The sequence below is a fragment of the Streptomyces sp. NPDC031064 genome (assembly GCF_055570965.1).
In genome coordinates, this window is sequence record NZ_JBVIGF010000010.1 from 166,109 (window position 1) to 192,669 (window position 26,561).

Here is a 26,561-nt window from a genome sequence, read left to right on the forward strand (position 1 = left end):
CGGCGGAAACGTCCCGTCGACCACCAGGAAAACGCCGTACGGCCGCGCTGTCCACCATCAGGAATGGGCGCCCGGCCCCGTGCGGTTCTCCCAGGTGGAGGCGTTGGCCCCGGTGGAGGTGCCCGATGATCCCGCTGGCCTCTTCCCTCATCACCGCCCGTGACCGTTCCCGGTCCCGGCGCGAGTCGCGGCGCGAGTCCCGGGACGCGTACCGGCGTGCGTGCCGGCCCGGCGCCGGTCGTCCCGCCTCGTACGTGGAGGGCCGGGTCGCCGGTCTGGGGGCCGTCACCGTGGCGTACGAGCGGCAGGGCGACGGCGAGCCGCTGGTGCTGCTGCACGGGGTCGGCGACGACCGCCGGGTGTGGGGCGCCGTGGTGCCGCTGCTCACCGGGCGCGAGACGATCGCCCTGGATCTGCCGGGCTTCGGGGAGTCGCCGGACCCGGACCCGGCGGTGCCGTGGGACCTGGAGGCGGCGGTGGCGTGGATGGGCGCGCTGTTCGCCGGGCTGGAGGTGGAACGGCCGCATGTGGCGGGCCATTCGCTGGGCGGCCTGATCGCGCTGCGCCTGGGCCAGGCGGGCCTGGTGCGCAGTGTGACGGCGCTGGCGCCGGCGGGGTTCTGGACCGGCGCGGAGCGGAGGTACGCGTACGCGGTGCTGGCCATGTCCCGGCAGAGCGCGGCGGTCAAGGCGGCCCTCAAGGCCGGGCGGGCACCGGTGCTGTTCAGCGGGGACGTCCCCGGTGTGCCCGTCACCGTCGCCTGGGGCAGCCGGGACCGGCTCCTGCCGCCCCGGCAGGCCGCGCGGGTCAAGGCCGCGATCCCCGGTGCCCGGCTGGTGCCGCTGCCCGGCTGCGGCCATGTGCCGATGGCCGACGCCCCGGGACTGGTCGCCCGCGTGCTGCGGGACGCGACCGGTGCCGTGCCCGGATGATGGGTGACCCCGGTCGGGAGGCGCTGTGGAGTGGTTCACGGACGGCGGCTACTGGCTGGGCCGGCTGGTGTTCCAACGCGGCCTCGCCGTCGTGTACTTCGTCGCCTTCTTGAGCAGCCTCCAGCAGTTCCGCGCGCTCATCGGCGAGCGGGGGCTGCTCCCGGTGCCGCGTTTCGTCGCGTCGGTGCCCTTCCGGCGCTCGCCCAGCGTCTTCCACTTCCACTACTCCGACCGCTTCTTCGCGGGCGTGGCGTGGACGGGTATGGCCCTCTCGGCCGCACTCGCGGCGGGGGCCGGCGACCGCGTACCGCTGTGGGCGTCGATGCTGATGTGGGCGCTGCTGTGGGTGCTGTACCTGTCGATCGTCAACGTCGGGCAGACGTGGTACGCCTTCATGTGGGAGTCGCTGCTGCTCGAAGCCGGCTTCCTGGCGGTCTTCCTGGGGAACGAGCGCACCGCGCCGCCGGTCCTGGTGCTGTTCCTGCTGCGCTGGCTGCTGTTCCGCCTGGAGTTCGGCGCCGGGCTGATCAAACTGCGCGGCGATCGGTGCTGGCGGGACCTGACCTGCCTGTACTACCACCACGAGACGCAGCCGATGCCGGGTCCGCTGAGCTGGTACTTCCACCACCTGCCCAGGCCGCTGCACCGGGTGGAGACCGCCGCCAACCATGTCGCGCAGCTCGGCGCGCCGGTGTTGCTGTTCGCGCCGCAGCCGGTCGCGAGTGTCGCCGCCGGCTTCATCGTCGTCACCCAGCTCTGGCTGGTGGCCTCGGGCAACTTCGCCTGGCTCAACTGGCTGGCCGTCCTCCTCGCGGTCACCGCGATCGACGGGGGCCAGGCCGCCGAGGTGCTGCCGCTGCCCGGGCCGCCCGCGTTCGGCCCCACCCCGGCCTGGTACGCGGGCGTGGTGATCGCCGTGACCGCGCTGGTGGCCGTGCTCAGCTACTGGCCGGTGCGCAACCTGCTCTCCCGCCACCAGTTGATGAACTACTCCTTCAACCCGCTCCACCTGGTCAACACCTACGGAGCCTTCGGCAGCATCAGCCGGATACGGCACGAGGTGGTGATCGAGGGCACCGACGAGCCCGGGCTCAGCGACGGCACGGAGTGGAAGGAGTACCGCTTCCGGGGCAAGCCGGGTGACGTGGCCGGTTTGCCGCCGCAGGTGGCCCCGTACCACTTGCGGCTCGACTGGCTGATGTGGTTCGCCGCGCTCTCGCCCGCGTACGCGACGCCCTGGTTCCCGGCGCTGCTCCTGCGGCTCCTGGACAACGATCCGGTCGTCCTCAAGCTCCTGCGCGGCAACCCCTTCCCCGCCGCCCCGCCCGCGTACCTCCGGGCGCGCCTCTACCGCTACCGGTTCACGGACCGGCGCGAACGGCGCCGTACCGGTGCCTGGTGGCACCGCACACTGGTGGGCGACTACGTGCCCCCGGTCACGCTGATGCGGCAGGGGTGAGGTTGCCGGGCGGCGCCGGGGGCTCGTTCGACGACGCGTTGAGGACTGCCGTCAGGAGCAGGCCCACGAGGGCGATGACGACCAGGAGCCAGGTGGTCCTCCTGCGCCAGTTCCGCTTCGGCGCCACCGGGTCGTCCGGTTCTTTCCCGTCCTCCGCCCGCTCCTCGGAGAACCGTTCGTTGAGCGTGCTCATGCGGGCGGCGAGCCCGGGGTCGTCGCTGGTGAGCGCGTGCTCTATCTGCTCGAGGATGCGCCCTTCCGACTCGTGTTCCATGACAGCCACCTGCTTCATGGGAAGGATTCCCGCGCGGGACGAGCCACTCTTCGTGTACCCACACATTTTCCCCCATCGCGCGGTCATCCGGACCGGCCCTTCTCCAGGCTGCGCGGAAGGGCCCCGGCGAGCCGGGCGAGGAGCGGCCCGGCGACGGCGAGGACGAAGACGTAGGCGGTGACGAGGGGGGCGAGGTCGCCGTTCAGCGTGCCGACCAGCCCGATGATGACGATGGAGAACTCGCCGCGCACGATGAGCGCCGTCCCGGCCCTCAATCGCCCCCGGCGGCCCACCTGGTCACGGGCGGCGGCGTAGCGGCCGGTGACCACCTTGGTCGCGGCCGTGACCGCCGCCAGGGCGAGGGCGGCGGGGAGGAGCGGCACGAGATCGTCGGGGCGGACCGACAGGCCGATGGCGAGGAAGAAGATCGCGGAGAACAGGTCACGCAGGGGGCTGAGCACGGCGCGGGCCCGGTCCGCGGTGTCGCCGGTGAGGGTGAGGCCGACGAGGAACGCCGCCACCGCCGCCGTGGCGTGGATCAGCTCGGCCAGCGCCGAGACGATCAGGGTGAGGCCGAGGACCCGCAGCATGAGCTGCTCGGCGTCCGGGTGCGACAGCAGCCGGCCGAGGTGGTGACCCCAGCGGTAGGAGGCGGTGAAGGCCGCCAGTACGGCGCCGACCGCCGCCATGACGCCCAGCAGGGCCTGCCACCAGGGCCCGCCGGCGGCGAGGACGGCCAGCAGGGGCAGATAGGCGGCCATGGCGAAGTCCTCCATGACCAGTACGGAGAGGATCGCCGGGGTCTCCCGGTTGCCCAGTCGCCGCAGGTCGGCCAGGAGCCGGGCGACCATGCCCGAGGAGGAGACGTACGTCGCGCCCGCGAGCGCGAGGACACCGACGCCGTCGAAGCCGAGCAGCCATCCGGCGACGGCGCCGGGTACCGCGTTCAGGACCAGGTCGACCAGCGCGGACGGGACGTGCCGGCGGAGGCTCACCGTGAACTCGGTCGGGGTGAACTGCAACCCGAGCGTGAGCAGCAGCAGGACGACACCCATGGCCGCCCCGGTCTCCACGAACTCGCCGGCGGCCGGGACGGGCGCGATGCCGCCCTCTCCGAGGGCCAGACCCGCGAGCAGGTAGAGCGGGACCGGTGAGAAGGTGAGGCGGCGGGCCACGGTGCCCAGCACGCTGAGGGCGGTGAGGATGAGCCCGAGCTCCAGCAGCAGCGTGACGGGGGTTCGCACGCTCAGCCCTGGACGATCCGGTCCACGCCTGCGATGCCCTCACGGGTTCCGATCACGACCAGGACGTCACCGGCCTGCAGCGTCTCGCCCGGTGTGGGCGAGGCGATCACGTCCTCCCCGCGGACGATGGCAACGATGGAGGCGCCCGTCCGGGTCCTGGCCCTGGTCCGCCCCAGCGGCTGTCCGGCGAACGGGCTGGAGGAGCGGACCTCGACCTGCCCGGACTGGAGTCCCGGCACCTCCCTGGTGAGGTCGGCGAACCGTTCCGCGATGCGCGGCGCCCCGAGGATCTCGGCGACCGCGTCGGCCTCCTCGCTGTTCAGCCGCACCAGGGGCCGCCCCTCGTCGGGGTCACCGCGCCCGTAGACGACCAGTTCGAAGTCACCGGTCCGGTCGGCGACGATGCCGACCCGGTCCCCCTCGTGGTTGGTGAACTCGTACCGGATCCCCACCCCGGGCAGGAGTACCTCGGTGACGTCCATGCGCCCCATCATCACCGGTACGCGTTCCGCCACCCGGTATGCGCGCCCCAGGCGTGTCAGCGCCGCCGCCCGCGCACACAGGGGGACGGCGGCGGGCCGGTCAGCGGGCGGTCACCTTGGCGGCGAAGGCCTCCAGGTTCCCCTCCATCCGGGCGATGCGCTCTTCCAGGGTCAGCGACTCCTCGTACCGTCCGGACCGCAGCTTCGGCTGCCGCTTGCCGCGCACGTACAACGGGCAGGCCAGGTCGGAGCACACATAGATTCCCACCGTGTTCCCCTCACGGCCCCGCGCCCCCGCCAGCGGGGCGGCGAGCAGGGTGACCCCGGAGGAAGCGTGTCCCGTCAGGCATATCTGGCACAGGCTGGACTTCACCGCACTGGTACGGCCGACGGCCGGGACGCGCAGCGTGATCCCCAGCGGACCGTCGGCCCGGGGCAGCACGAGGTGGGCCCGCAGCGGGGCCCCGGGATCCACCCACCCGAGGAAGTCCAGGTCCTCCCAGGGGAGTTCGGCGAAGTCGGACGGCAGTCTGAGCCGTGCCGCCTCACCCTTCGTGCAGTTGACGAAGGACGAGCGGATCTGTTTCTCACTGAGCGGTTCCACGTGCATCGACCCTACGGAGGAGTCGATCACGCCGCATCCCAATATCGCCGTTGCGGAGTTGCGCCAGTCGGATGCACCTGGCGGTGCGGGGCGCAGGTTCGGGTGGTGGCGCGGTAACAGGGGGGTATGGCCGGAATCTCGCTCACAAGTAGCGCGTTCAACGATGGTTCCTTCATTCCCCGCCGTTACGCCAAGGAAGGCGACGACGTCTCACCCCCGCTGTCCTGGTCCGGGGTGCCGGACGGCACGTCGGAGTTGCTGCTGTTGTGCGAGGACCCCGACGCGCCGTCCGGGACGTTCTTGCACTGGCTGGTCACGGGGATCGACCCGGCGAGCGACGGGGTGGACACCGGGGAGACGCCCCGGGGCGGAACGAACCGGAGCAATGATTACGGGGGGCGGGGCTGGGGCGGGCCCCAACCGCCGGTCGGTGACCAGGCGCACCGGTACTTCTTCCGTGTCTACGCACTGCCGGAGCCGGTCGAGCTGCCCGACGGGGCGTCCGCCCGGGACGTGCACGCCGCGGTGGACGAGCGGCAGTTGGCCAGCGGCACGCTCGTCGGCCTCTACCAGCGCTGAACGCGGAGGGAAAAGCGTTCGAAGTACGGGTGTTCGCGGCCTAGCATGACCGGCCATGCCTACAAACGCAGAGATCATTCACCGCGCCCTGGACCGGATCACGGCCGAGTACGTCTTCCCCGAGAAGCCCGCGCACATCGACGCCCTGATACGGCCACGGCTGGCGGCCGGCGAGTACGACGGCCTGGAGGGGCGCGAGCTCTGCGAGACGGTGACCGCGCATCTGCAGGAGGCCTGCCCGGACAAGCATCTGCGGCTGTTGTGGACCGATGAGCCGCAGGACCTCAACCCGGCGGCCGAGGACGAGGGCCGGTCCGCCTTCCTCGAACTGCTCAAGGCGGAGAACCAGGGCATCCACCGCTTCGAGCACCTGGACGGCAACGTCGGCCTCATCGACGTCCGGCGGATCGCGTCCGCCGACGAGGGCGGCCGGGCGATCGGCGCGGCGATGGAGCTCGTCGCCCTCAGCTCCGCTCTCGTCCTCGACCTTCGCGAGTGCCGGGGCGGTGCTCCCGAGGGCGCCGCGATGTGGTGCAGCTACTTCTTCCCCGACGACCAGGTGCACCTGAACGACATCTACGAGCGCCGCACCGACTCCACGCGCCAGTACTGGACCGTCGCGCACCTGCCCGCGCCGCGCTACCTGGACCGGCCGGTCTACGTGCTGACCAGCGCCGTCACCTTCTCGGGCGGGGAGGACGTGGCGTACACCCTCCAGGCCCACGGCAGGGCCACCGTGATCGGCGAGACGACCCGGGGCGGCGCGCACCCGACGGTGCGGTACCCGGTGGCCGAGCACATCCTCGTGACGGTGCCCGCCGCCCGCACCATCAACTCCGTCACCGGCACCAACTGGGAGGGCGTCGGTGTCGTCCCGGATGTCGCCGTCCCCGCCGACCAGGCTCTCGACACCGCACACAAGGCCGCCCTCCGCGAGCTCGGTGCTTGACGCGTAACGGCGGGTAGGGTGCGAGCGTGAGCAGCGCGCGCCGGAACGACGTGACCCGGGAGCGGGTACTGGCCTACCGGGTGGCGGCCCACGGGTTCGACCGCTCCTCCCCGGATCCCGGCGTGCTCACCCTGGGGGCGCAGGACACGCCTTACGGGTCGGCCCGGCTGGCGCTGGCCGCGCGGGGCGCGTCCCTCGACGGGCTCCGGCTCGTGTGGTCCTTCCGCGGCGCGCCGCATCTGCACCGCCGCCGGGAACTGCCCGCGCTCGCCTCGGCCCTCTGGCCGGTGGACGACTCGGACGCGACGGCGCGGATCGACACGGCGGTGATCAAGGAGGGGGCGCGGCTGGGTGTCGAGGCCTTCCGGGTGACCGCCGAGGCGTTCCGCGAGGCGGTGACCGCGCCGATGCCCAAGGGTGAGGTCAGTACGGCGGTCAGCGCCTCGGTGCCGGAGTCGCTGACGTACTGGTGCGAGCGGTGCGGGGCCCAGCACATCTCCGGGCTGCTGTTCCAGCAGGCCGGGCTCTTCGGCGGGGTCGGCGTCACGGCGGAAGGCGGCGGTACCGTACTGGCCCCGCTGGCCGACAGGTTCCCCGTGCCGGTCACGGCATCGGGGACGACCGAGCTGGTCCGGGCCTATCTGCGGTTCCTCGGGCCGGCCACACCGGCCGAGGTGGCGAAATACCTCGGCACCAAGCCGGCCGTGGTCAGGTCGGTCTGGCCGGACGATCTGGCCGAGGTGCGGGTCGAGGGCCGTGAGGCATGGCTGCCGGCCTCCGGCCTGGACGCGCTGATGTCGGCCCGCAGCCCCCGGCTGGTCCGGCTGCTGCCGCCGGGCGATCCGTTCCTCCAGGCCCGCGACCGGGCCCTGGTCGTGCCGGACAAGGCCCGGGAAAAGGCGATCTGGCGTCCGATCGGCGGCCCGGGCGCACTACTGGTCGGCACGGAGCTCGCCGGCACCTGGCGCGCCAGGACGACCGGTTGTCGCCTCGACTTGACGGTCACCCCGTTCGGGCCGCTGCCCGCGAGCGTTCGCAAGCAGGTGGACGCGGAAGCCACGACGATCGCCACGGCACGCGGCGTGGCCGAGGTACGGGTGCGGCTCGCCTAGCGCCCACCTGCCGGCTGGTGTCGGCTGATGCCGGTTGCTGCGGTTGGCGCGGGTTGGCCCGCCTGGGCCCGTGTCGGCCCGCGCCGGCACCGTCGGCTCCGTCGGCGTGTGGTCAGCCAGTGTCCGTGGGCTCGTCGACTCGTCGCCCTGTCGGCGCGTGTCAGCCAGTGTCGGCCCGCGTTGGGCGCGTTGGGGCGTGTTGGCCGCGTTGGCCCGCGTCGGGCCCGTGGGGCCGCGTCGGCGCGCGTCGGCCGCGCGGAGCCGCGTTAGGCGCCATTTGGCCGCGTTAGGCCCCGTTGGGCTGCGTTGGGTCGTGTCGGGCCTCGTAGGCCGCGTTGAGCCCCGTTGGACCGCGTCGGCCCGCATCGGGCCGCTGGGCCGCCGGCTCGTGTAGGCCCGCCCCGCCCGTGTCGGCCCGTGTTGCTCGTGTCGGCCGGGCCGTATCGCCCCGCGTTGGGCCGCGTCAGCCCGCCTTGGGCGGCGTTGGGCCCCGTTGGGCCGTCGGCTCGCCGGCCGGCGTCGCCTCGTCGTGGCGGCGGCCGCCTTGGCCTGTCCGGCGCTCGGCCGCCTGGCCGCCGCCTGGCCGCGGGGCGGTACGCCGGGGCGTTGGAGCGGCGGTGCCGTGCAGAGGGGCCGGTGGCGGTACGAAGCTCCCGTGACGCACGCGCGTCCGCTCCTGCGGCGGCACGCGCGTGCGTCGGTGGGGCTCGTGCGGGCGCGCGTCAGGCGGAGACGATGTTCTCCGCCTGGGGGCCCTTGCGGCCCTCGGTGACGTCGAAGGTCACCTTCTGACCCTCCGTCAGTTCGCGGTAACCGGCGCCGGAGATGTGGGAGTAGTGGGCGAAGACGTCAGGTCCGCCGCCGTCCTGGGCGATGAAGCCGAAACCCTTCTCGCTGTTGAACCACTTGACCGTTCCAGTAGCCATACCGGCCTCCTATACCTGGGGAACGGCCCGCACCGTGCGGGCCCGGAGAGTGCGGGCCCGACAAGGGGTGTGACAGCACAAACGCCCGTGATCGCGATCACGGGCGCACACTTCGGAACCACGACTTCTCTGCCACCGACCGTACCCGAACAGTGGTCGTCCCGCTACGCAGCGCACTCCGGTGGCCGTGTGTCGGTCCGGACCGGCCCTCGCATGGCGCGTGAGGTGCCCGGGGGGCACGCTGGGAGGAGCGCTTCCCACGGCTTTCGCATCGAGGAGGTGGCTTACCCATGACGGAGGCGAGCGGATCGACGACGGCCCTGTCCGAGCCCCGGGGCAGGACGACCATCGCGGACGGGGTGGTGGCCAAGGTCGCCGGAATGGCGGCCCGGGAGGTGGACGGCGTCCACACCCTGGGCGGTGGCCTCGCCCGCACCATGGGGGCGGTACGCGACCGCGTTCCCGGCGGACGCCCGGGCGTCACACGCGGCGTCAAGGTGGAGGTCGGCGAGCGCCAGACCGCCATCGACCTGGAACTCGTCGTCGAGTACGGCGTACCGATCGCGGACCTGGCCGGCGACGTCCGGGAGAACGTCATCCAGGCGGTGGAGCGCATGACCGGCCTGGAGGTGGTCGAGGTGAACATCGCCGTCGACGACGTCCACCTGCCCGAGGAGGAGGACGAGGAGGAGGCGGCGGCCGAGACCCGCGTACGGTGAGCCTCGCACCCCCGGCCACCGCCCCGCGCCCGGCGCACGGTCGGGCGGCAGCCATCGTGCGATGACCGCCGCCCGACCCGGACCCGCTACATCGGGTCCATGGTCCCGCCCGTCCCGCCGCGCTCCTGCTCGCTCTTCTCCTTGAGCCGACGGGCCTTGTCCCGCAGCCGCTGGGCGTCCTGCGGGTCGGTGGCGCGTTCCGCCGCCTGCTCCAACTCCTGCGCCTTGGCACGCATCTGGAGGATCCGGCTGCCGGGTTCGTCCGCAATGCTCATCATGTCCCTTTCGGTCTTTCCGATGTGGCGTGAGGCCGGGCCACATCAGACAAACAGAGCCACTCCCGCGCCGCATCCCGGACAGTCACTGACTGTCACCGCCGCAGGCCGGCGCCTCATCCGGGGAAACGCCCGGCGACGGCGCCCACCGGGCAATAGCCTGGGAGGGTCGGCGGCGCGGGAGGGGAGGACCGCATGCGGAACGACCGGCCGGTGGGGGTGGCACTCGTGGACGACCACCCGGTGGTGCTCGCCGGGATCGAGTACTGGTACACCACGTCCGGGCACCCCATCAGGGTGCTGGCCAAGGGCCACGACGTGTCCGTGGCGACGACCGGACCGGGACGGGACGCGGACGTGGTGGTCCTGGACCTCCAGCTCTCCGAGGGGGCACCGGCGTACCCGGAACTGAAGCAACTGGTCGCCCAGCAGCGGCAGGTCATCGTCTACACCATGAAGGACAGTCAGGAGGCGGCCCTGACCTGCCTCGACCTGGGCGCCTTCACCTACCTCACCAAGGCCGAGGGGGAACGCCACCTCGTGGCCGCGACGCTGGCGGCCGCCGAGGGCGTCCCGTACACACCGCCCGCCCTCGCGGGCGCGTTCGGCAGCGACACCCGGCGGGGCCGTCCGGTGCTGGCGCCCCGCGAGGTGGACGTACTGCTCGAGTGGTTCCAGTCGGAGTCCAAGGCCATGGTGGCCCAGAGCCTGGGGCTGTCCGTGCGTACCGTCAACACGTACCTCGACCGGGTGCGCATCAAGTACGCCAACGCCGGGCGTCCCGCGACGACCAAGGCCAACCTGGTCGCGAGGGCCGTTCAGGACGGGCTGGTCTCCCTCGACGAACTGTGAGCGCCCACGCCGCCCCTGCCTCCGGCGTCGCCGCCCTCCGCGTCACCGCCGTCGCGGCCCGCCGGCACCGACGCGCACACCGCCTCCACCCACAGCCGCCCCTCGTCGCTCACCGTCCGCACCCGCACCTGGTCCGTCGCCGTGGCCGGAATGCGCGCCGCCGGCTCGTCGATGACCACCCCGACGCGTACGCGTCCGCCGCCGCGCACCACGGTCGCCCGGGCGGTGCGGTCGGCGGACGCGAGCGCCGCCAGCACCGGTTCGATCAGCGCCCGGCGCAGGCCGCGCGGAAGCTCGGCGGGGGCACCCCGGACGGCGAGCTGCACGCCGACGCCGTTGCGCTCGGCCACGTCGATCCCGGCGCGCAGCTCGTGGACGAGCGGATCGGCGGCGTAGTCGTTCTCGGCGAACAGCCGCCGCAGCTTGGCCGCCTCCAGCGCGCACCGGCGGCGCACCTCGTCGTCGCGCGGGTCGAGCGACCCGTCGGCCAGACCGGCCAGCAGGGGGAACACCGTCGCGTTCAGCGCCTGGTACCGGTCGCGCTGGTCGCGGTGCAGGTGCTCGGCCACGGCCGCCTCCGTGTGGAGCCGTTCCTGTTCCCGCAGCGCGGTGCTCGCCGACCGCGCGCAGTCGCGCAGCAGCCGCGCCCCGACGGCCATCGCGACCTGGAAGCCGCAGATGGCCAGTGCGCTGACCGCCATGCCCGCGGCCTGCTGCCGCGGTGGCAGCCCGTTCAGCAGCAACTGCGTGAACGTGACTCCGAGATGGCCGCCCAGGAACGCCCACGTCATGGCGAGCGGCCGGTCCATCAGCAGGACGACGCCGAACCAGCCGGCCTCCAGGAACGACCAGTGCAGGGTGCCGAGGAAGTACTCGCCCGGCAGGTCGTTCGTCGCGGCCGCCGACGCGACGACCGTGCACCCGAGCCCCACCCACGGCCACACGTGCGCCCCTCGCCGAGCGCCCCCGCCCGGAGTGACCGGACCGTCCGGGCCTCTCGTACCCCGGTCCAGCACCGCCGCCGCCACCATGGTGACCAGGACCAGCGACAGCAGCCCGAACGCGGCCAGTTGGAGCCACGGCCGGGGGTACTCGGAGAGCCGGCTCAGCAGCGCGGGCAGCGCGAGGCCCACGTGGATCGCGGCGAGGATGCCCAGCGCCGCGAGGCGCGCGCCGCCCCGCAGGCGGTCGGAGATCTGCTCGGTGAGCGGTTCACGCACGGGGCCACTCCAGCCGCACCCGCGTCCCCTCCCCCGGCCGGGACACGACCTCGGCATCGCCGCCGATGGCGCGCATCCGCCCCACGACGGACCGCGACAGCCCCTGCTTGTGTGCGGGAACCGCCGCCACGTCGAAGCCCCGTCCCCGGTCCTCGACCGTCACGACGACCCCCTCTCCCCGGCGCGCCACCGTGACCCGCGCCGCGTCCACGCCCGCGTGGCGGGCGACATTGCGCAGCGCCTCGCCGCAACTGTCGCGCAGCGCCACCACGGCCGGGCGCCACAGCGACACCCGGTCCGGGCGGTGGTTCGCGTACCGCAGGTCGGTCCGGACGGGATGCCTCAGCAGTTCCCGCGACAGTTCCGCCATGAGGTCCGCCTTGAGGTCCGCCTTGAGGTCCTTCTTGAGATCCGCGTTGAGGTCCACGTTGAGACCCGCCTCGAGACCCGCCTTGAAGAAGTCCGTTCCCGCGTCGGGCCGCTCCTCGGCGGTCAGGCGGCGCAGGTCCCGCCCGGCCTGTGCCCGGACCACCTCGGGCCGGATGGAGCCGCCCGGCAGGGAGGCCATCAACAGCGTGGCGCACGCGGTGTCGTGCAGCGTCGCCAGATGCGTCCGCTCGGCCGCCCGCCGTGCCTCCGCCACGCGCAGGGCCTGCCGCGCGCCGGCCGCCTCGGCCGCCGCCGCGTCGGCCGCCCGGCCGCGCCGGTGCACGACCGCGTACAGGCCGCGCGACATGGCCGCCTGCACCAGCAGCCAGCCGATGTTGGGCAGCGCCGCCGGCCAGGCGTCCGGCCGGTCCTGTACGGCCCCGGCGACGACCACTCCGGCCAGGTCGGCGGCGGCCAGGTATCCGGCGACCAGGGCGCCGGTGAGCGGCGGGTGGGTGAACTGGTAGCCGACGGCCACGAAGCTGACGGCCACCAGGATCCAGGTGCTGCCGTGCGAGGGCTGCGTGGCGGGGACGGTCAGCGCCTGGGTCAGGCACAGGCCCGCCATCACCGCCAGGTCCGCCGCCAGCAGCGCCCGGGGCCGGGCGCCCGAGGCGAACCAGGCGGGGTACAGCAGGCTCCACCCGATGGCCACCGCCGCGACGACACCCGCCGCGGCCATGTCCGCCACGGGCAGCGCGGGCACCGAGAGCAGGGCGCAGGAGGCGACGATCACCGCGCGGAACCGGGGCACGTGCCGCCGCACGAACCCGGTGAACTCCCTCTCCGTAGGTCCCATCGGCTCCCCACCCGACATGTGGGTCGAACGACCGACACCACACCCGCCCGCCGACCGGTAACGTTCCCGACGTCAGGCTGATGTGAGAACGGGCTCGGGCGGCCTTCGGGGGAGCGTAGCGGGTCGTACGGGCCACAGGGCCGTGCCGGAGAGATCCGGCACGGCCCTTCCCCTTGCCCCTTCCCCCTGGTCCTCCCCCTCTCACGGCCCGGTCAGAAGAAGGCCTGGTCTCCCCCCACGCTGACGGCCAGGTAGTACGCCTGGGCCGCGTTCACGCAGTTGAGGTGGCGCAGGGGCGTGAGGTAGGTGTCCTGGCAGACGCGCTCCATCTCGGTCCTGAACCGCCTGTCGATCCAGTTCTTCGTCTCCCGGGTGGGGCTGAGCCTCAGTTCGTGGTTGGCGCCGTAGTTGCGGTACCCGAAGTCGTGCTGGACGCAGGCCGGGCGGAACACTTCGCTGTACGGGGCGTAGCCGGTGGGTACGGAGCAGCCGTCGGTCGACCAGTTGAACGGCTCGATGCGCGGTGTCCGGGCGAACTCGCGGTAGGTGAGGTTCATGATCCGGTCCGCCTGCTCGCGCACGGTCGGTTCGGCGACGGCGGCAGGGCCGGTGTCGGCGGCCACGCCGGTGCCGGCCGTGGCGACAACGCCGCTGAGAGCAGTGGTGGTAGCGAACGCGAGCGCGGCGACAGTGGTCGAGAGCTTCCGGCGCATCGGGCCTCCAGGTCATCGGTCCCGGGCGGAGCGATCTCCGCCCAGGACTGCAAACGATCACCTGGGGGCGAGGTTGCTGAAGGTCCCCTGTAAGGGGCACGGAGGAGCGGACGCGGGGCAGCGGGCCCGGGTCGGTCCTGGTCGGTCCGGGGTCGGTCCGGGTCGGTCAGATGCGCCAGCCGCGGATGCGGTCCGCCGCCTCGTAGACGGTGGCCTTGGCCGCCTGGATGTCGCGGACCAGTTCCACCAGCGCCCCGTACGGGGCGTCGATGCCCTCGCCGGAGGCGTACATGTAGGCGACGGCGACCTGGCAGGCGTACAGGGAGTTGCGGTGCGGCAGCGGCTGGAGGCGTACGAGGGTGTGCAGGAGGGCCGCCGCGCGCCAGGCGGGGTCGGGTTCGGCCGTCGTGGGGCGCGGGATGCGGGTCTTGTGGCGGGCGACGGCGGCGACGAGTGCGGAGTAGTCCGCGACGGACACGTCTTCGGGGACGGCCTGTTCCTGTACGTCCAGGAGCCAGGGGACGTCGATGTAGAGCACCATCAGGCGGCCGCGCCTCCCCGGCGGCCGTCGGCCTCGGGGACCTCGTCGGGGAAGGCCTCGTCGAACTCGGCGCGGTGCGTCTCGCCCCAGGAGACGGCGTAGCGGACGAACTGGCGCCGTTGACGTTCACGGAGGGGGAGATCGTGGACGTACTGCTTGAGGGACTTGCCTTCGGCGGCCGCCGCGGCGCGGACCTCCTCCAGCTCCTCATCGGTGAAGGTGATGTTCAAGGACGGCATACCCATGATGGTACCTAGTAGGTACCAGCCCGGCCAGAGCTCGCGCAGCGGCGGCCATGCGGGTCGGTGGCCATGGGCGGGCGGTGGCTATGCGGGGTGGCCGGGCGTGAGGTCCGCGACGTCGCTGAGCATGATCAGCGGGGGCCTCCCCGGCGCCGGCGGGGACGTCTCCAGGGGGTCGAGGAGGAAGCCCACGTGGTCCCCGCCGCCGGTACGGCTGTGCACACGGCCGACGAACCAGGCGCAGGCGTCGGTCAGTACGGGTACGGCGCCGTGGTGGTGGGGCTGCCAGGCGACGCGGGCGAACTTGTCGGTCTCGTCACCGGTCTCGCCGCCGAACAGCCGCGCCAGGCCGACCTGTTCGCGGTGGAGGAGGTGAACGGCGAGGTGGGTGGAGTGGCGCGCCACCCGGTAGGTCCGGTTGGCGGTGGACAGCCAGACGGCGAAGCGGGGCGGGTGGATCGAGCACTGGGAGGCGAAGCCGACGAGACAGCCGGCCCGCTCGCCGCCGGCCGCCGCCGCCGTCACGACGTACATCGGGTGGTCCAGCAGATCGCTGAACGCGTCGAGTCCGGCCACGGACCTCACCCCTCCCCGGTGGGCCGGGCTCGCGACGCCGCACCGGCGAGCGAGCCCGGAATCGGCGGCCGCCCGCGGCGGGGCGGACGGCGCTACTTCGCGGACACGGTCTAGCGCACCCAGACGTTGATCACGGGCGTGACGACCCGCTTGCGGCTGTCGACCAGACGCAGCTTGTTGTGCCCCTTGAGCCCGAGCATGACACGCATGCTGTAGGTGGAGCGGGACGTGGTGTTCATCGAGGCGGGGAGCGTCACCCAGCGCTTGCCCTGCTGCTGCTGGAGGATGACCTTGCTGCCGGGCCGCAGGCTCTTGATGACGCCGCGGATGCGGAACTGCTGCCACGCTCGCACGCTCTTCATCGTGGCGTGGGCCGAGGCGGTCGTGAGCGCGGTGGAGGAGGCCGCGGGCTTGCCGGGCGCGGAGGACGGGGACGTGACCGCCACAGCGGTCCCGACGGAGCCGGCGATCAGCGCGGCGGCGGCGATACCGGCGCCCCAGGTACGTGCGAACTGACCCATTGCTATGTCTCCCAAGCTAGGGGGGTGGCTTCAGCGGGCTCACCTTAAGCACGTGGGACGATAACCGGATTATTCGACACGAAGAGGTCATCCAGACAGCGTCAATCCCGCTGATGGGCCGTCAGCTCCAGTGGTGGGTGTAGTGGGCGCGGAGGTGGTCGCGGTCGGCGCGCTCCGAGAGGAGCCACCGGGCGGCCAGCAGGCCGAGCAGGCTCACCGCGATGACCCCCAGGCCGGGCACGAGCTCGCGTGCTCCGACGATCGCGGTGACCGTCCGCCGCCCCGTGCCGCCCGGCGGTGCGACGGCCTGGGCGGGCGGCGCGGCACCGGCGGGCAGCGGAGGCGCGGAGGGCTGCGCGGCGGGCTGCCCGGAGGGCTGTGCGGACGGCGCGGCCACGGTGCCACGGTCGGTGGCGAGGCGGCCGTCGATGACGCGTACGCCCAGTTCCGCCAGCGCCGAGGTCACCGGCTGGAAGAACGTCATGCCGCCCTCGGTGCAGTCGCCGTTGCCGCCCGAGGTCACGCCGAGGGCGAGGCCTTCGGCGAGCAACGGGCCGCCGCTGTCCCCGGGTTCGGCGCATACCGTGGTCTGGATCAGTCCGGTGACGGTGCCCTCGCGGTAGTTCACCGTGGCGTTCAACGCGGTCACCCGGCCGGAACGCAGGCCCGTGGTGCTGCCACTGCGGAACACCTGCTGGCCGACGACGGGGTCGGCCGCGCCGATGACCGGCACGCTCCGGCCCTGCCCGATGTCCACGGCGTTGGTCCCGTCGAACGCGCCCCGGTCGTCGTACCGGACCAGGGAGAAGTCGTCGCCCGGGAAGCTGCGGGCGACGGTGGTGCCGATCTGCCCGTCGAGGCCCTGACCGCCGCTGAACCAGCGGGTGCCCTCCGGACCGCAATGCCCGGCCGTCAGGATGAAGTTGTCCCGGCCGTCGGTGACGTTGAAGCCCACGGAACAGCGGCCGGTCCCGTTGAAGATGGGGACCGCGCCATTGACCCGGGTGGTGAACTCGCCCTGGGTCCGCTGCATGCGGACGAAGTCACCCGCCCGGCGGGCGACTTCGGACATGCGCGACCAGTCGCCGGCCGACACGGTGCGGTCCGCGTACACCTTGACCTGGTTGGACGCGTAGTCCATCACCCAAGCGGTGCCCGGCACCCTCGGGGCGCGGCCCAGGGTCTCGGTCGCCGAGCGGAGGTCGCGCATGCTGTACCGCTTCACCTCGGCCCGCGCTCCCGCCCGCCGGACCTCGTCGGCGGTGGCGTCGTCGGTCACGGCGACGACCGGGCGGCCGTCCGCACCCACCCAGCTTCCGGCGGTACGCGACGTGCCCAGCCGTGCGACGAGGTCCGTCGCCACGTCGGCGGGCGGGACGGACGGGGCGGCACCGTCGACGGCCGTACGGCCTGCCGGCGGTGGCTCACCCGCCACCGCGTGCGACACCATCAGCCCGCCGCAGAGCAGCCCTCCGACAGCCGCCAGCCTGATGGCCCGCCGAAGGGTGCGCCGCCCGTGCTTCATCCGTGGCCCCCAAATGCCTGACGGTGGGAAACAGAAGGTCGCACCTCCATACGTGCCGCCGCACCGTTCGGTTCACCGGCTCAGCCGCCGCCGGGTTTCACCAGGCCCGTCTCGTACGCCACCACGACGGCCTGCGCCCGGCTGTCCAGGTTCAGCTTGTGCATCGCGCGGTTCAGGTGCGTCTTGACGGTGGCCTCGCTGATGAACAGTTCACCGGCGATCTCCTGGTTGCTGAGGCCGCGCGCGGTCAGCCGCAGCACCTCGGTCTCACGGCCGGTCAACACGGCGAGGTCCGGGGGAGTTTGTGGCCGGTCGCCGCCGGCCTGCCGCGCGAACGCCTCGACCAGGCGCCGTGTGACGCTGGGCGCGAAGAGCGCGTCGCCTCCCCCGACCGCCGCGACCGCCGCGAGCAGCCGCTCGGGGCCCGAGTCCTTGAGCAGGAAGCCCGAGGCGCCGGCGCGCAGCGCACCGTACACGTACTCGTCGAGGTCGAAGGTGGTCAGCACCAGGACCTTGGGCGCCGGGTCCGGCGCCTCGGCGAGGATCCTCTCCGTGGCCGCGATGCCGCCCATGCCGGGCATCCTGATGTCCATCAGCACCACGTCGGGCCGAGTCCGGGCGACCAGCTCGACGGCCTCCTCGCCGTCGGCGGCCTCGCCCACGACGTCGATCCCGGGCGCGGCCCGCAGCAGCCCCACCAGGCCGGCCCGGATGAGGAACTGGTCGTCGACGACGAGCACCCTGGTCATTCCGTCGTGCCGTCTTTCTGCCGTGCGGTCCGGGTGGAGGTCGGCAGGGTCAGCTCGACGGCGAATCCCCCCTCGCTCCTCGGGCCGATGCTGATCGTCCCGCCGTACAGCTTGGCCCGCTCCCGCATCCCGATCAAGCCGTGTCCGCCGCCGGTCCGCACTCTGTCCTGAATCACCCCCTCGCCGTCGTTCGTGACGGAGACCGCCACGTGGTGCGGCCGGTACTGAACCTCCACCAGGGCGCGGGAGCCCGGCGCGTGCTTCAGGACGTTCGTCAGGGCCTCCTGGACGACCCGGTACGCGCACAGGTCCACGCCGGGCGGCAGCGGGCGCGGCGTACCGTCGACCCGCAGCTCGACGGCCACTCCCCCGGCCCGTACCCGCTCGGCCATTTCCGTCAGCCGGGCGAGGCCGGGCATCGGCGCGGTCGGGCCGCCGTCCTCGTCGGCGCGGAGCACCTGGAGCACGCGCCGCAGCTCCTCCAGTGCCTCCGTGCTGGTGCCGGCGATGGTGCCGAGGGCGGTACGGGCGGTGTCCGGGTCGGAGTCGAACACGAAGCGGGCCAGTCCCACCTGCACGGATATCACCGACATGTGGTGGGCGACCACGTCGTGGAGCTCGCGCGCGATCCGGCCGCGTTCCTCGGTGACCTCGCGACGGGCCCGCTCCTCATGCTCGTCGCGCAGTTGGCGGGCCAGCTCGGCCGAGCGGCGGGCGAGGTGGCCGAAGCGGACGAGTACGAGGGAGAAGCCCAGGGCCTGGGCGACGACGGACGCCATGGCGGCGCGTTCGCTGATGAACCCGGCGTAGATCCACACGGCGCTCATCAGGGCCGCGCACACGGCGGCCGTGCGCAGGGGGCGGAGGGAGGCGACCGTGTAGAGGGCGAGCATGGGGGCGAAGGAGTTCACCACGGGCCAGTAGCCGGCGGTGACGTACCCGGCCCACATGGCGAGGACGAAGAGGCAGACGGCGACGGGCGCCCTGCCGCGCGCCACGACCGGCACGTTGACCAGCCCCACCAGCAGGTGGCCGGTGAGGTCGAGGGCGGGCCACCCCTGGCTCGTGGCCTCCTGGCCGAGCAGCACGGCCACGCTGGTCAGCGCCACCGTGATCAGGGCGTCGGCGGCAAGGGGGCGGATCGGCATCGCCGCAGCGTAACCCGCGTCGAGGCGGTCCTACGTCAACCTCTCGCCGTACCACGGTGGTTGCAGGCCTGCCGGGCGTACCACCGGGGGTGGGCGCAGACGTCAACCCGGTGCGGGACGACGGGGCGCGCGGGCGTCCGTAGGTTCTTGCCCGGCACGAAGGCGCCGCGGCCTACCACCGCGGCGGCCGGGACCACGGGCCCTCGGGGGACCCAACGGGGGGACCGGGCCCGTGGTCACCGCAAGGGGGAAGCAGGGCATGAACGTACGCAAGGTGATCGGGCGCGCGGCACCGGGTGCGGTGGCGCTCGCCGCGGCGGCCATGGCCGTCCTGGCACCGGCGGCGGCCACCGCCGCGTCGGCCGCCCCGGTGTCGAGCGCCCAGGCGACGGACATCCCGGTGCCGGACGTCCCCGCGCCGGACGCCCCAATGCCGGACGCCCCCGCGCCGGACGTCCCCGGCCCGGACGTCCCGGTGGCCACGGCGACGGCCTGCACGGCGTGGCGGACGCTCCAGGCGGGCGAGGACGGCACCGAGATCAAGTACCGCGAGTGCGACCGGCGCAGCGGGCCGCACAGGCAGACCAAGGCCCAGCTCTACATCCCGGACGACGCGCGTGACGGCGAGGTCGCCCAGGTGTACACGGCCACGGGATCGAACCTGGGCGGCCGGTGGTACCGGACCTGGCACACGTACGACGTCCGGGGCGCCGCGAGCCACAGCCCCCTCGTGGACACGGGCTGGCACAGCGGACACGACGTGAGGGTGGTGCTCAAGAACGTCATGGACTGATCCACCGACGGGGGTATGACGGTGCCCCGCCCTCCAGATGCGGGAGGGCGGGGCACCGTCACGCGACCGGTCAGGAGCGGAGGGGCCACGGCGAGGAGCGGCGCATCCGGCACGCATAGATCCACGTGTGCGGGTACCCGCACCACCGGCCGACGTGCGCGGCGGGTCCCCGCCGCGCCGCAGACCGGAACGAGGAGGCGCTGATGAGCACGGTAAAGGAAGCCGTCGAGGTCGAGGTCCCCATCCACACGGCGTACAACCAGTGGACGATGTTCGAGGAGTTCCCGAACTTCATGGAGGGCGTCGAAGAGGTCATCCAGGTCGACGACCGCCACAACCACTGGAAGACCAAGATCGGTGGGGTGCAGCGGGAGTTCGACACGGAGATCGTCGATCAGTTGCCCGACGAGCGGATCGCGTGGAGGACCATCAGCGGCGACACGCAGCAGAAGGGTGTGGTCAGCTTCCAGCGCCTGGACGACACGCACACGCGCGTGGAGCTGGTGATGGACGTCGAGCCCAGCGGCCTGGCCGAGAAGGCCGCCGACGTCACCGGCACGATCGACCGGCGCGTGAAGGGCGACATGCGGCGGTTCAAGACCTTCATCGAGCGCCAGGGCGGCGAGTCCGGCGGCTGGCGCGGCCGCATCAAGCCCGGCGAGCGCTGAGGGGCGGCTGAACGGGGAGACGGTGCGCCGGTACGGCACGGACGCGGCGGGTCCGTGCCGTACCGGCCATCGGCGTGCTCGGGGCGCTCAGCGGGTGAGGCGGCTCAGCAGGCGAGCCCCTGGGAGCGCAGCCACTCGCACTGGGTCTCCCCCGACGTCTTGCCGCCGTCGTAGGCACGCGGGTCCTTGTAGGCGGGGCCGACGGGCTCGTGGGGCTCGAAGACGCCGTCGCCGTCCAGGTCTCCCCCGTCGGGGTCGATCCTGCCGCTCGGGTTCCGGCACGCCGCCCGGTCGGCCGGGTCCGTGGTGCACACGCCCTTGTCCGCCGCGCCCGGCCGCTCGTCCGCCTTTTCGGCCGCCGCCACCAGGGCTGCGGCCTGGGCCTGAACCGCGTCGGCGATCGTGGCGCTCGTGAGCTCCAGGGCCGGCTGCCCGGCCGGCCGGTCAGGCGGCGGCTCGGCGGAGGCGCCGCACGCCGACAGCGTGAAGGCGAGGCTCGTGGACAGCAGGGCCGAGCCGGCGAAGACGGCGGCCCGGCGGCGGGCACGCGGTGCAAGGACCATGGAACGCCCAGGTGCGATCGGCGTGATGGGTCCTTCACCCTACGGCGGCGCCGAAGATCAGGTCAACGCTCCTCATCCCAGCTCGTAGTCGAAGGTGTACGGGACGGACGGCTCGCCGTGCCTGGCCGTGAAACGGCCGGTTCCGCGCAGCCCGGTCAGCTCTCCGGTACCCGACCCGGGCACCACTTCAAAGGCGCAGTGCACCGTGCCGTCCGCCTCGAACGAGCCCCTCTCCTCGACGACGAAGGCACCCTCGCGGCCGTCGAGCCGGCCGGCCAGCAGTTCCATGCCGGCGAACGTACCGGTCTTGTCGGTGAGGTAGGCGATCGTGTACTCGCAGAGACTGCCGGGCGCCTCGATGCCGCCCGTGAAGCTGTTGGTGACCGAGGCGTGGGCCAGTCTCGGGTTCGTCCCGCCGTCCCCGAGCGTGCGTTCCTGCCAGTCGGCGAAGGTGAAGCGGCCGGTCGTGCGCGTGGGCATGGGTCTCCTCCCGGTGGGGGCGCGCGGGCCGGTCGCCCGCGCGGTGTGATCAGTCTGGGCGCCGTACCTGACACCTTCTGTCAGGTACGGCGCGACAATGGGGCCCATGCGTGCCGACCGGCTTCTGTCCCTGTTGCTGCTCCTCCAGAACCGTGGGCGGATGACCGCTCCGGAGCTCGCCGAGGAGCTGGAGGTGTCGGTCCGTACGGTGTACCGGGACATCGAGGCGCTCGGCGCGGCGGGCGTCCCGGTCAGCGCCGAGCGGGGCCCCGACGGCGGGTACCGGCTGGTGGACGGGTACCGGACCCGGCTGACCGGGCTCACGGACGCCGAGGCGACGTCGCTGTTCCTCACCGGGGTGCCCGGACCGGCGCGCGATCTGGGCCTGGGCGCGGTGCTGGCGACGGCCCGGCTGAAGCTGGAGGCCGCCCTGCCCGCGGAACTGGCCGAGCAGGCGCGGCGCGTTCAGGACCGGTTCCATCTCGACGCGCCGGCCTGGTTCCGGGACGCGGACCCGGTTCCGCATCTGGAGGCGATCGCGCGGGCGGTGTGGGAACAGCGGGTGCTGCGCGCGCACTACCGGCGCTGGGGCGGTGAGGTGCACCGGGAGCTGCGCCCGCTCGGCATCGTCCTCAAGGGCGGTATCTGGTACCTGGTGGCGGCGGACGAGACCGTGCGGACGTACCGGATCTCACGGTTCCTGGCCGTGGAGGCGACGGGTGAGACCTTCGAACGGCCGGAGGGGTTCGTGCTGGCCGCCTCCTGGGAGGAGTCGTCCCGGCGCCTGGAGGCCGCGCTCCACCGGGGTACGGCACTGCTGCGGATCTCGCCCCGGGCGCAGCGTCTGCTGCCCATGCGCTTCGGCGCGGTGGGCGTACGGGCCCTCGACGGCGCGGGTCCGCCGGACGAGGAGGGCTGGGTGCGGGTGGAGATGCCCGTCGAGGCGGAGGCCGTGGCGGTCGGTGACCTGCTCGCGCTCGGCACGGAGGCGGAGGTGCTCGGTCCGCCGGAGCTGCGCCGGGCGGTCGCGGGAGCCGTCGCCGTCCTGGCCGGCCGGTACGCGGAGGGCGCGTAGGCAGGGCGGGGGGCAGGGGTTCGGTGGATCGGCGGGGCCGGCTGCCGGCGCGCCGGCCCACCGACCGCTCAGGCGAGGGCTTCGCGCAGTCGGTCCAGGAGGGCCCTGGCGGCGGGGCCGGCCGGGCCGGGGGTGCGCCAGGTGAGGGCGACCCGGCCGCGCAGGGGCGGGTCGGTGATGGGCAGGGTGCGCAGCCCGAGGGCTGATGCCATGTCGGCCGGGAGGCGCGGAAGGACGGCCACGCCGAGGCCGCGCCCGGCGAGCCGGGCCAGGAGCTGAGGAGCGGCCGCCTCGAAGGCGATACGGGGCTGGAAGCCCGCCGCCGCGCACGCGCCGTCGAGTACGCCACGCAGGCCGGTGCCGCGCGGCAGGCTGATCAGCGGGCGGTCGCGGAGCGCGGTGAGCGGGACGCCCGTGCGGTCCGGGTGGCCGAGCAGGGGGTCGCCGGGTGCGACGGCGGCGACCAGCGGTTCGTCGACCACGATCTGGACGGAGGTGCCGGGTGGGGGCTGTTCGTCCGGGACGCCGAGCAGGGCGATGTCGAGTTCGCCCCGGTGCAGCGCGGCGAGCATCCGCTGCGAGGTGTCCTCGGTGAGGGAGATCTCCACGTCCGGGTGGGCGTCGTGGAAGTCGGCCAGCACGGCGGCCACGTCGAACTCGTGGGTGGCGGCGCCCGAGATGAGGCCCACCCTGACCTGGCCGCGGAGCAGACCGGTGAACTCGTCCACGGTCCTGCGCACCCCCTCGGCGGCGGCGAGCGCAGCCCGCGCGTAGGGCAGCACGGCCTCGCCCACCTCCGTGAGGGTCACCGTCCGGCCGGAGCGGTCCAGCAGCGGCTGGCCCAGTTCCCGTTCCAGTTGGCGGATCTGGGCGCTCACCCCTGGCTGGGCCAGGTGCAGACGGGCGGCGGCGCGGGTGAAGTTGGCCTCCTCCACCACTGTGACGAAGTACCGCAGTTGCCGGAGGTCCATAACCGCTGATTCTAGGTCCCAGAAGAACCCTCTCTTGGACTTATGCCTGGCACCGGGCAACGCTGGACGTCATGGAGATCACCGCCCGCCGTCTCATCCGCACCGCGATCGCGGCCGAACGCCGTGAGCTGGCCGACCTGTTGGACGCCCTCCCCGCCGCCGCGTGGGACGCGCCGACGCTGTGCGCCGGATGGCGCGTACGGGAGGTGGCGGCCCATATGTCGATGGGGTTTCGCCATTCGCTCCCCCGCACGGTGGCCGAGCTCGTGAAGGCGCGCGGCAATATCCACCGGATGACCGACCGGTGCGCCCGCCGGGACGCGGCGGCCTTCCCGGAGCGCCGACTGGCCTCGTTCCTGAGGGACAACGCGGAGCATCCCTGGACGCCACCGGTCGGGGGCATCACGGCGGCCCTCGGCCACGACGTGGTGCACGGCCTGGACATCACCGTCGCGCTCGGCCTCGACCGGCGCGTCCCGGAGGCCCGCGTCCGGCCGCTCCTGGAGAGTCTCACTCCCCGGGGCGTGAGGTTCTTCGGAGCGGACCTCGACGGCGTCGAACTGCGCGCCGACGACCTCGACTGGTCCTTCGGGTCGGGAGCGCCGGTGTACGGCACAGCGCAGGACCTGCTGCTGGTCGCCTTCGGCCGGAAACTGCCCCCGGGGCTGCTGCGCGGAGAGCGGTCCGGCCGCTTCGTCGCCGCGTAGGAACGGCCGGTGCGGGCGGCCGCCGCCGAGGCAGGACGGCCGTCACAAAGTCCGGCTCGCGCCCTTCTGTTGCCCTGGTCCCTCTCGTAACGTCGGCACGGCTCACGGATGGCCATGTTCATGACGAAGAGAGGGTGTCCATGCGCAGACGTCTGCTCCACCTGGTCCTCGCGCCGCTCGTGGGCGTCGCCATGCTGGCAGCTCCGGTGGCGACCGCGGCGCCACCCGGCCCGCCGGACGTGTACCGGCCGGTCCGGGGGCCCGCCGCCCCGGCCGAGTACCGGTACCTGCAAAAGACGCTGCCCGGACAGTCGATTCCCCGCCACGCCCACGAGGACGCCGCCGCGCAGGCACGCCGGCTGCCCACCGTGGGCGGGCGCTGGAAGCCGCTCGGCCCGACCAACATCGGCGGGCGCATCGTCTCGCTGGCGCTGGACCCCAAGCGTGCCGACACCGTGTACGCCGCTGCCGCCAGCGGCGGAGTCTGGCGCAGCACGGACGCGGGGCAGACGTTCACCTCCGCCTGGCCGGACAACTGGACGCAGGCGATGGGGGCGATCGCCACCGGGCCCGACGGCACGCTGTACGCCGGGACCGGCGAGCCCAATCCGGGCGGCGGCAGCATCACGTACGAAGGCACCGGCCTCTACCGCAGCACCGACGGCGGCGCCCACTGGCGGCCCATCGGGCTGCGCGACTCCGGTGCGATCAGCGCCATCACGGTGGACCCGGCCGATCCGCGACGGATCTACGTGGCCGCGGCGGGCTCGCTCTACAACGGCGGCGGCGACCGCGGCGTGTACCGCTCCGACGACGGCGGTGACACCTGGCGGCGCATCCTCGCCGGGGAGAACGAATTCACCGGCGCCACCGAGGTGTTCGTCCAGGGCGGGCAGCTCTACGCCGTGCTGTGGGACCACCGCCGCACGCCGGAGCTGCGTACCTACGGCGGCGTCGGCTCCGGCGTCTTCCGCAGCGGCGACGGCGGGAAGACCTGGCAGCGGCTCGGCGGCGGCCTGCCCCCGCGCGGCCCGGACGTGGGACGGATCGGCCTGGCCGTCGCGGGCGACCGGCTCTACGCCATCGTCAACAGGACCAGCGGTCCCTTCGAGGGCTTCTACACCTCCACCGACGGGGGCGACAGTTGGAGCCGGACACCGGCGGACGCCAACCTGACCGGCTCGCAGTCGAGCTTCGGCTGGTGGTTCGGGAAGGTGTGGGCCGACCCGAAGGACGCCAGGCACGTGCACGTGGCGGGTGTGCCGCTGATGACCTCGAAGGACGCGGGCGCCACGTGGACGTACGACGATTCGACCATCCACGTCGACCAGCACGCGATGGTCTGGGACCCGCGCCGGCCAGGCCGCGTCTACCTCGGCAACGACGGTGGCGTCTACCGGTCCGACGCCAACGGGGACGGCGGTTGGGTCAAGGCCCGCCACGAGCCGTACACCCAGCTCTACAGCGTCGCCATCAGCCCGCAGGACACCTCGCGGATCTCCGGCGGCGCGCAGGACAACGGCTCGCTGCGCTCCTGGGGCGGTGAGCGGTTCAACGAGTACCTCGGCGGGGACGGGGAGGAGAACCTCATCGACCCGACAGACGTGAACACCGTGTTCGCGTGCTACCAGTACGGCAACTGCTTCCGCTCCACCGACGGCGGCGACACGCTCACGTACTTCGCCGACAAGACGGTGTTCAAGCGGCGCAACTGGTTCACGCCCGTGGTCTTCAACCCGCGTGACCCGAAGGTCATGTACTACGGCTCCGAGGTGCTCAACCGCTCCACGGACGGCGGCGTGACCTGGCGCGCGGTCAGCCCCGACCTGTCGGGCGGCCCGGGCCCGGACCCGATCTACACCAACTACGGGACGATCACCTCCATCGCCCCGGCGGGCGACGGCCGGACCGTGTACGCGGGCACCGACGACGGCCGGGTGTGGGTCACCCGGGACCTGGGCGCCACCTGGACGAAGCTCGCCGAGGGCCGCCCCTGGGTGACCCGGGTCGTGGTCGACCCGGCCGACCCCGACCGGGTCTACACCACCCACTCCGGCTACCGCGCCGGTTCACCGCTCGCCCATGTGTACGGCAGCACGGACGGCGGCAAGCACTGGAAGGACCTGTCCGGCAACCTTCCCGACGCCCCCGTCAACGACCTCGTCATCGGGCGCGGCCACCTGCTGTACGTGGGCACTGATCAAGGCGTCTTCGCCTCCGCGGCGTTCGGGGCAGGCGGGCGGCAGTGGTTCCGCCTGGGCCGGGGCATGCCCGCCGTCCCCGTGGACGACATCGAGTACGACGCCGGCCACCGCCGCCTGGTCGCGGCGACCTTCGGGAGGGGGTTCTACGAGCTGACCACGCCCTGAGGCGGTGGCGAGGGGCCCGGAAGCGGGCGGGCCGTGTCGTCGGCCCGCCCGGTTCGTTGCACATT

Annotated in this window: 31 protein-coding genes; 12 read left to right on the forward strand and 19 right to left on the reverse strand. The window is 73.1% G+C overall.

The genetic code is table 11. From position 1 onward, the window contains the following. Positions 1-125: 125 nt before the first annotated feature. Together ACZ46W_RS31290 and ACZ46W_RS31295 are read left to right on the forward strand one after the other, a co-directional pair. Complete coding sequence (locus ACZ46W_RS31290) at positions 126-932, forward strand: alpha/beta fold hydrolase (RefSeq protein ID WP_468344795.1); 807 nt, start codon at positions 126-128, stop codon at positions 930-932. A gap of 25 nt (positions 933-957) precedes the next feature. Further along, on the forward strand, positions 958-2,391 hold the full coding sequence (locus tag ACZ46W_RS31295; protein ID WP_468344798.1) for a lipase maturation factor family protein: 1,434 nt from the start codon (positions 958-960) through the stop codon (positions 2,389-2,391). On the opposite strand, the gene ACZ46W_RS31300 is transcribed toward ACZ46W_RS31295, so the two are convergent. The 4 genes from ACZ46W_RS31300 to ACZ46W_RS31315 all read right to left on the reverse strand — a co-directional run bounded on the left by ACZ46W_RS31300 (position 2,369) and on the right by ACZ46W_RS31315 (position 4,995). After that, positions 2,369-2,665: a DUF3040 domain-containing protein gene (locus ACZ46W_RS31300; RefSeq protein WP_468344800.1), complete on the reverse strand. Its 297-nt coding sequence runs from the start codon at positions 2,663-2,665 to the stop codon at positions 2,369-2,371. The genes ACZ46W_RS31295 and ACZ46W_RS31300 overlap by 23 nt on opposite strands. An 83-nt stretch (positions 2,666-2,748) precedes the next feature. Beyond that, entirely contained in the window at positions 2,749-3,909 is a 1,161-nt protein-coding gene (locus ACZ46W_RS31305; protein WP_468344803.1) for a cation:proton antiporter, read from the reverse strand. 2 nt (positions 3,910-3,911) lie between these two features. Further along, entirely contained in the window at positions 3,912-4,391 is a 480-nt protein-coding gene (locus ACZ46W_RS31310) for a cation:proton antiporter regulatory subunit (protein ID WP_468344806.1), read from the reverse strand. A 100-nt stretch (positions 4,392-4,491) separates the two neighbouring features. After that, entirely contained in the window at positions 4,492-4,995 is a 504-nt protein-coding gene (locus ACZ46W_RS31315; protein ID WP_468344809.1) for an FBP domain-containing protein, read from the reverse strand. A gap of 126 nt (positions 4,996-5,121) precedes the next feature. Here ACZ46W_RS31315 and ACZ46W_RS31320 point away from each other — a divergent pair, with 126 nt between their 5' ends. Genes ACZ46W_RS31320 through ACZ46W_RS31330 form a run of 3 tightly spaced genes read left to right on the forward strand, consistent with a single transcriptional unit; the run spans position 5,122 to position 7,635 of the window. Continuing rightward, positions 5,122-5,574, forward strand: a complete 453-nt coding sequence (locus ACZ46W_RS31320) for a YbhB/YbcL family Raf kinase inhibitor-like protein (RefSeq protein ID WP_468344813.1) — start codon at positions 5,122-5,124, stop codon at positions 5,572-5,574. 55 nt (positions 5,575-5,629) lie between these two features. Next, positions 5,630-6,523 (forward strand): S41 family peptidase, encoded by an 894-nt coding sequence (locus ACZ46W_RS31325; protein WP_468344815.1) that lies wholly within the window; start codon positions 5,630-5,632, stop codon positions 6,521-6,523. A gap of 26 nt (positions 6,524-6,549) precedes the next feature. Further along, the gene (locus ACZ46W_RS31330; protein WP_468344818.1) at positions 6,550-7,635 is read left to right on the forward strand and encodes a winged helix DNA-binding domain-containing protein; all 1,086 of its coding nucleotides are present in this window, start codon (positions 6,550-6,552) and stop codon (positions 7,633-7,635) included. A gap of 722 nt (positions 7,636-8,357) precedes the next feature. On the opposite strand, the gene ACZ46W_RS31335 is transcribed toward ACZ46W_RS31330, so the two are convergent. Then, complete coding sequence (locus ACZ46W_RS31335) at positions 8,358-8,561, reverse strand: cold-shock protein (RefSeq protein ID WP_468344821.1); 204 nt, start codon at positions 8,559-8,561, stop codon at positions 8,358-8,360. 290 nt (positions 8,562-8,851) lie between these two features. On the opposite strand from ACZ46W_RS31335, the gene ACZ46W_RS31340 reads away from it, so the two are divergent. After that, entirely contained in the window at positions 8,852-9,280 is a 429-nt protein-coding gene (locus ACZ46W_RS31340) for an Asp23/Gls24 family envelope stress response protein (RefSeq protein ID WP_468344824.1), read from the forward strand. A gap of 86 nt (positions 9,281-9,366) precedes the next feature. Here the strand turns inward: ACZ46W_RS31340 and ACZ46W_RS31345 are convergent, their stop codons facing one another. Further along, positions 9,367-9,558 (reverse strand): DUF6381 family protein, encoded by a 192-nt coding sequence (locus tag ACZ46W_RS31345; protein ID WP_468344827.1) that lies wholly within the window; start codon positions 9,556-9,558, stop codon positions 9,367-9,369. Positions 9,559-9,750: 192 nt separating this feature from the next. Between ACZ46W_RS31345 and ACZ46W_RS31350 the strand changes: the two genes are divergently transcribed. After that, positions 9,751-10,407, forward strand: a complete 657-nt coding sequence (locus ACZ46W_RS31350; RefSeq protein WP_468344830.1) for a DNA-binding response regulator — start codon at positions 9,751-9,753, stop codon at positions 10,405-10,407. On the opposite strand, the gene ACZ46W_RS31355 is transcribed toward ACZ46W_RS31350, so the two are convergent. The 10 genes from ACZ46W_RS31355 to ACZ46W_RS31400 form a co-directional block, all read right to left on the reverse strand. Next, positions 10,374-11,627: a hypothetical protein gene (locus ACZ46W_RS31355; RefSeq protein WP_468344833.1), complete on the reverse strand. Its 1,254-nt coding sequence runs from the start codon at positions 11,625-11,627 to the stop codon at positions 10,374-10,376. The two genes, ACZ46W_RS31350 and ACZ46W_RS31355, sit on opposite strands and share 34 nt — an antisense overlap. Then, entirely contained in the window at positions 11,620-12,855 is a 1,236-nt protein-coding gene (locus tag ACZ46W_RS31360) for a sensor histidine kinase (protein ID WP_468344836.1), read from the reverse strand. The genes ACZ46W_RS31355 and ACZ46W_RS31360 overlap by 8 nt, the downstream gene beginning before the upstream one ends. A gap of 212 nt (positions 12,856-13,067) precedes the next feature. Further along, entirely contained in the window at positions 13,068-13,568 is a 501-nt protein-coding gene (locus ACZ46W_RS31365; RefSeq protein WP_468344838.1) for a phospholipase A2, read from the reverse strand. Between the two features lie 166 nt (positions 13,569-13,734). Then, entirely contained in the window at positions 13,735-14,109 is a 375-nt protein-coding gene (locus ACZ46W_RS31370; RefSeq protein ID WP_468344841.1) for a toxin Doc, read from the reverse strand. Further along, positions 14,109-14,348: a hypothetical protein gene (locus tag ACZ46W_RS31375; RefSeq protein WP_468344843.1), complete on the reverse strand. Its 240-nt coding sequence runs from the start codon at positions 14,346-14,348 to the stop codon at positions 14,109-14,111. The genes ACZ46W_RS31370 and ACZ46W_RS31375 overlap by 1 nt, the downstream gene beginning before the upstream one ends. 87 nt (positions 14,349-14,435) lie before the next feature. Beyond that, the gene (locus tag ACZ46W_RS31380) at positions 14,436-14,927 is read right to left on the reverse strand and encodes a flavin reductase family protein (protein ID WP_468344846.1); all 492 of its coding nucleotides are present in this window, start codon (positions 14,925-14,927) and stop codon (positions 14,436-14,438) included. Positions 14,928-15,037: 110 nt separating this feature from the next. Next, positions 15,038-15,448 carry a hypothetical protein gene (locus ACZ46W_RS31385; RefSeq protein ID WP_468344849.1) on the reverse strand — a complete coding sequence of 137 codons (411 nt, stop codon included), beginning with the start codon at positions 15,446-15,448 and terminating at the stop codon, positions 15,038-15,040. Positions 15,449-15,569: 121 nt separating this feature from the next. Further along, positions 15,570-16,973, reverse strand: a complete 1,404-nt coding sequence (locus ACZ46W_RS31390) for a S1 family peptidase (protein ID WP_468344852.1) — start codon at positions 16,971-16,973, stop codon at positions 15,570-15,572. An 80-nt stretch (positions 16,974-17,053) separates the two neighbouring features. Then, entirely contained in the window at positions 17,054-17,722 is a 669-nt protein-coding gene (locus ACZ46W_RS31395) for a response regulator (RefSeq protein ID WP_468344855.1), read from the reverse strand. Then, positions 17,719-18,870, reverse strand: coding sequence for a sensor histidine kinase (locus tag ACZ46W_RS31400; RefSeq protein WP_468344858.1), 1,152 nt, complete (start codon positions 18,868-18,870; stop codon positions 17,719-17,721). The genes ACZ46W_RS31395 and ACZ46W_RS31400 overlap by 4 nt, the downstream gene beginning before the upstream one ends. A 259-nt stretch (positions 18,871-19,129) precedes the next feature. Here ACZ46W_RS31400 and ACZ46W_RS31405 point away from each other — a divergent pair, with 259 nt between their 5' ends. Further along, positions 19,130-19,663: a hypothetical protein gene (locus ACZ46W_RS31405; protein WP_468344861.1), complete on the forward strand. Its 534-nt coding sequence runs from the start codon at positions 19,130-19,132 to the stop codon at positions 19,661-19,663. A gap of 203 nt (positions 19,664-19,866) precedes the next feature. After that, on the forward strand, positions 19,867-20,331 hold the full coding sequence (locus ACZ46W_RS31410; protein WP_468344864.1) for an SRPBCC family protein: 465 nt from the start codon (positions 19,867-19,869) through the stop codon (positions 20,329-20,331). Positions 20,332-20,435: 104 nt separating this feature from the next. On the opposite strand, the gene ACZ46W_RS31415 is transcribed toward ACZ46W_RS31410, so the two are convergent. Next, the gene (locus tag ACZ46W_RS31415; RefSeq protein ID WP_468344866.1) at positions 20,436-20,894 is read right to left on the reverse strand and encodes a hypothetical protein; all 459 of its coding nucleotides are present in this window, start codon (positions 20,892-20,894) and stop codon (positions 20,436-20,438) included. 72 nt (positions 20,895-20,966) lie between these two features. Continuing rightward, positions 20,967-21,374 (reverse strand): DUF3224 domain-containing protein, encoded by a 408-nt coding sequence (locus ACZ46W_RS31420; RefSeq protein ID WP_468344869.1) that lies wholly within the window; start codon positions 21,372-21,374, stop codon positions 20,967-20,969. A 106-nt stretch (positions 21,375-21,480) separates the two neighbouring features. On the opposite strand from ACZ46W_RS31420, the gene ACZ46W_RS31425 reads away from it, so the two are divergent. Then, on the forward strand, positions 21,481-22,449 hold the full coding sequence (locus tag ACZ46W_RS31425; protein WP_468344872.1) for a helix-turn-helix transcriptional regulator: 969 nt from the start codon (positions 21,481-21,483) through the stop codon (positions 22,447-22,449). Positions 22,450-22,517: 68 nt separating this feature from the next. On the opposite strand, the gene ACZ46W_RS31430 is transcribed toward ACZ46W_RS31425, so the two are convergent. Beyond that, a complete protein-coding gene (locus ACZ46W_RS31430) occupies positions 22,518-23,420 on the reverse strand; it encodes a LysR family transcriptional regulator (protein ID WP_468344875.1) in 903 nt (300 codons plus the stop codon). Between the two features lie 71 nt (positions 23,421-23,491). Between ACZ46W_RS31430 and ACZ46W_RS31435 the strand changes: the two genes are divergently transcribed. After that, positions 23,492-24,127: a maleylpyruvate isomerase family mycothiol-dependent enzyme gene (locus ACZ46W_RS31435; protein WP_468344878.1), complete on the forward strand. Its 636-nt coding sequence runs from the start codon at positions 23,492-23,494 to the stop codon at positions 24,125-24,127. A gap of 140 nt (positions 24,128-24,267) precedes the next feature. Then, entirely contained in the window at positions 24,268-26,496 is a 2,229-nt protein-coding gene (locus ACZ46W_RS31440; protein WP_468344881.1) for a WD40/YVTN/BNR-like repeat-containing protein, read from the forward strand. Positions 26,497-26,561: the final 65 nt, after the last annotated feature.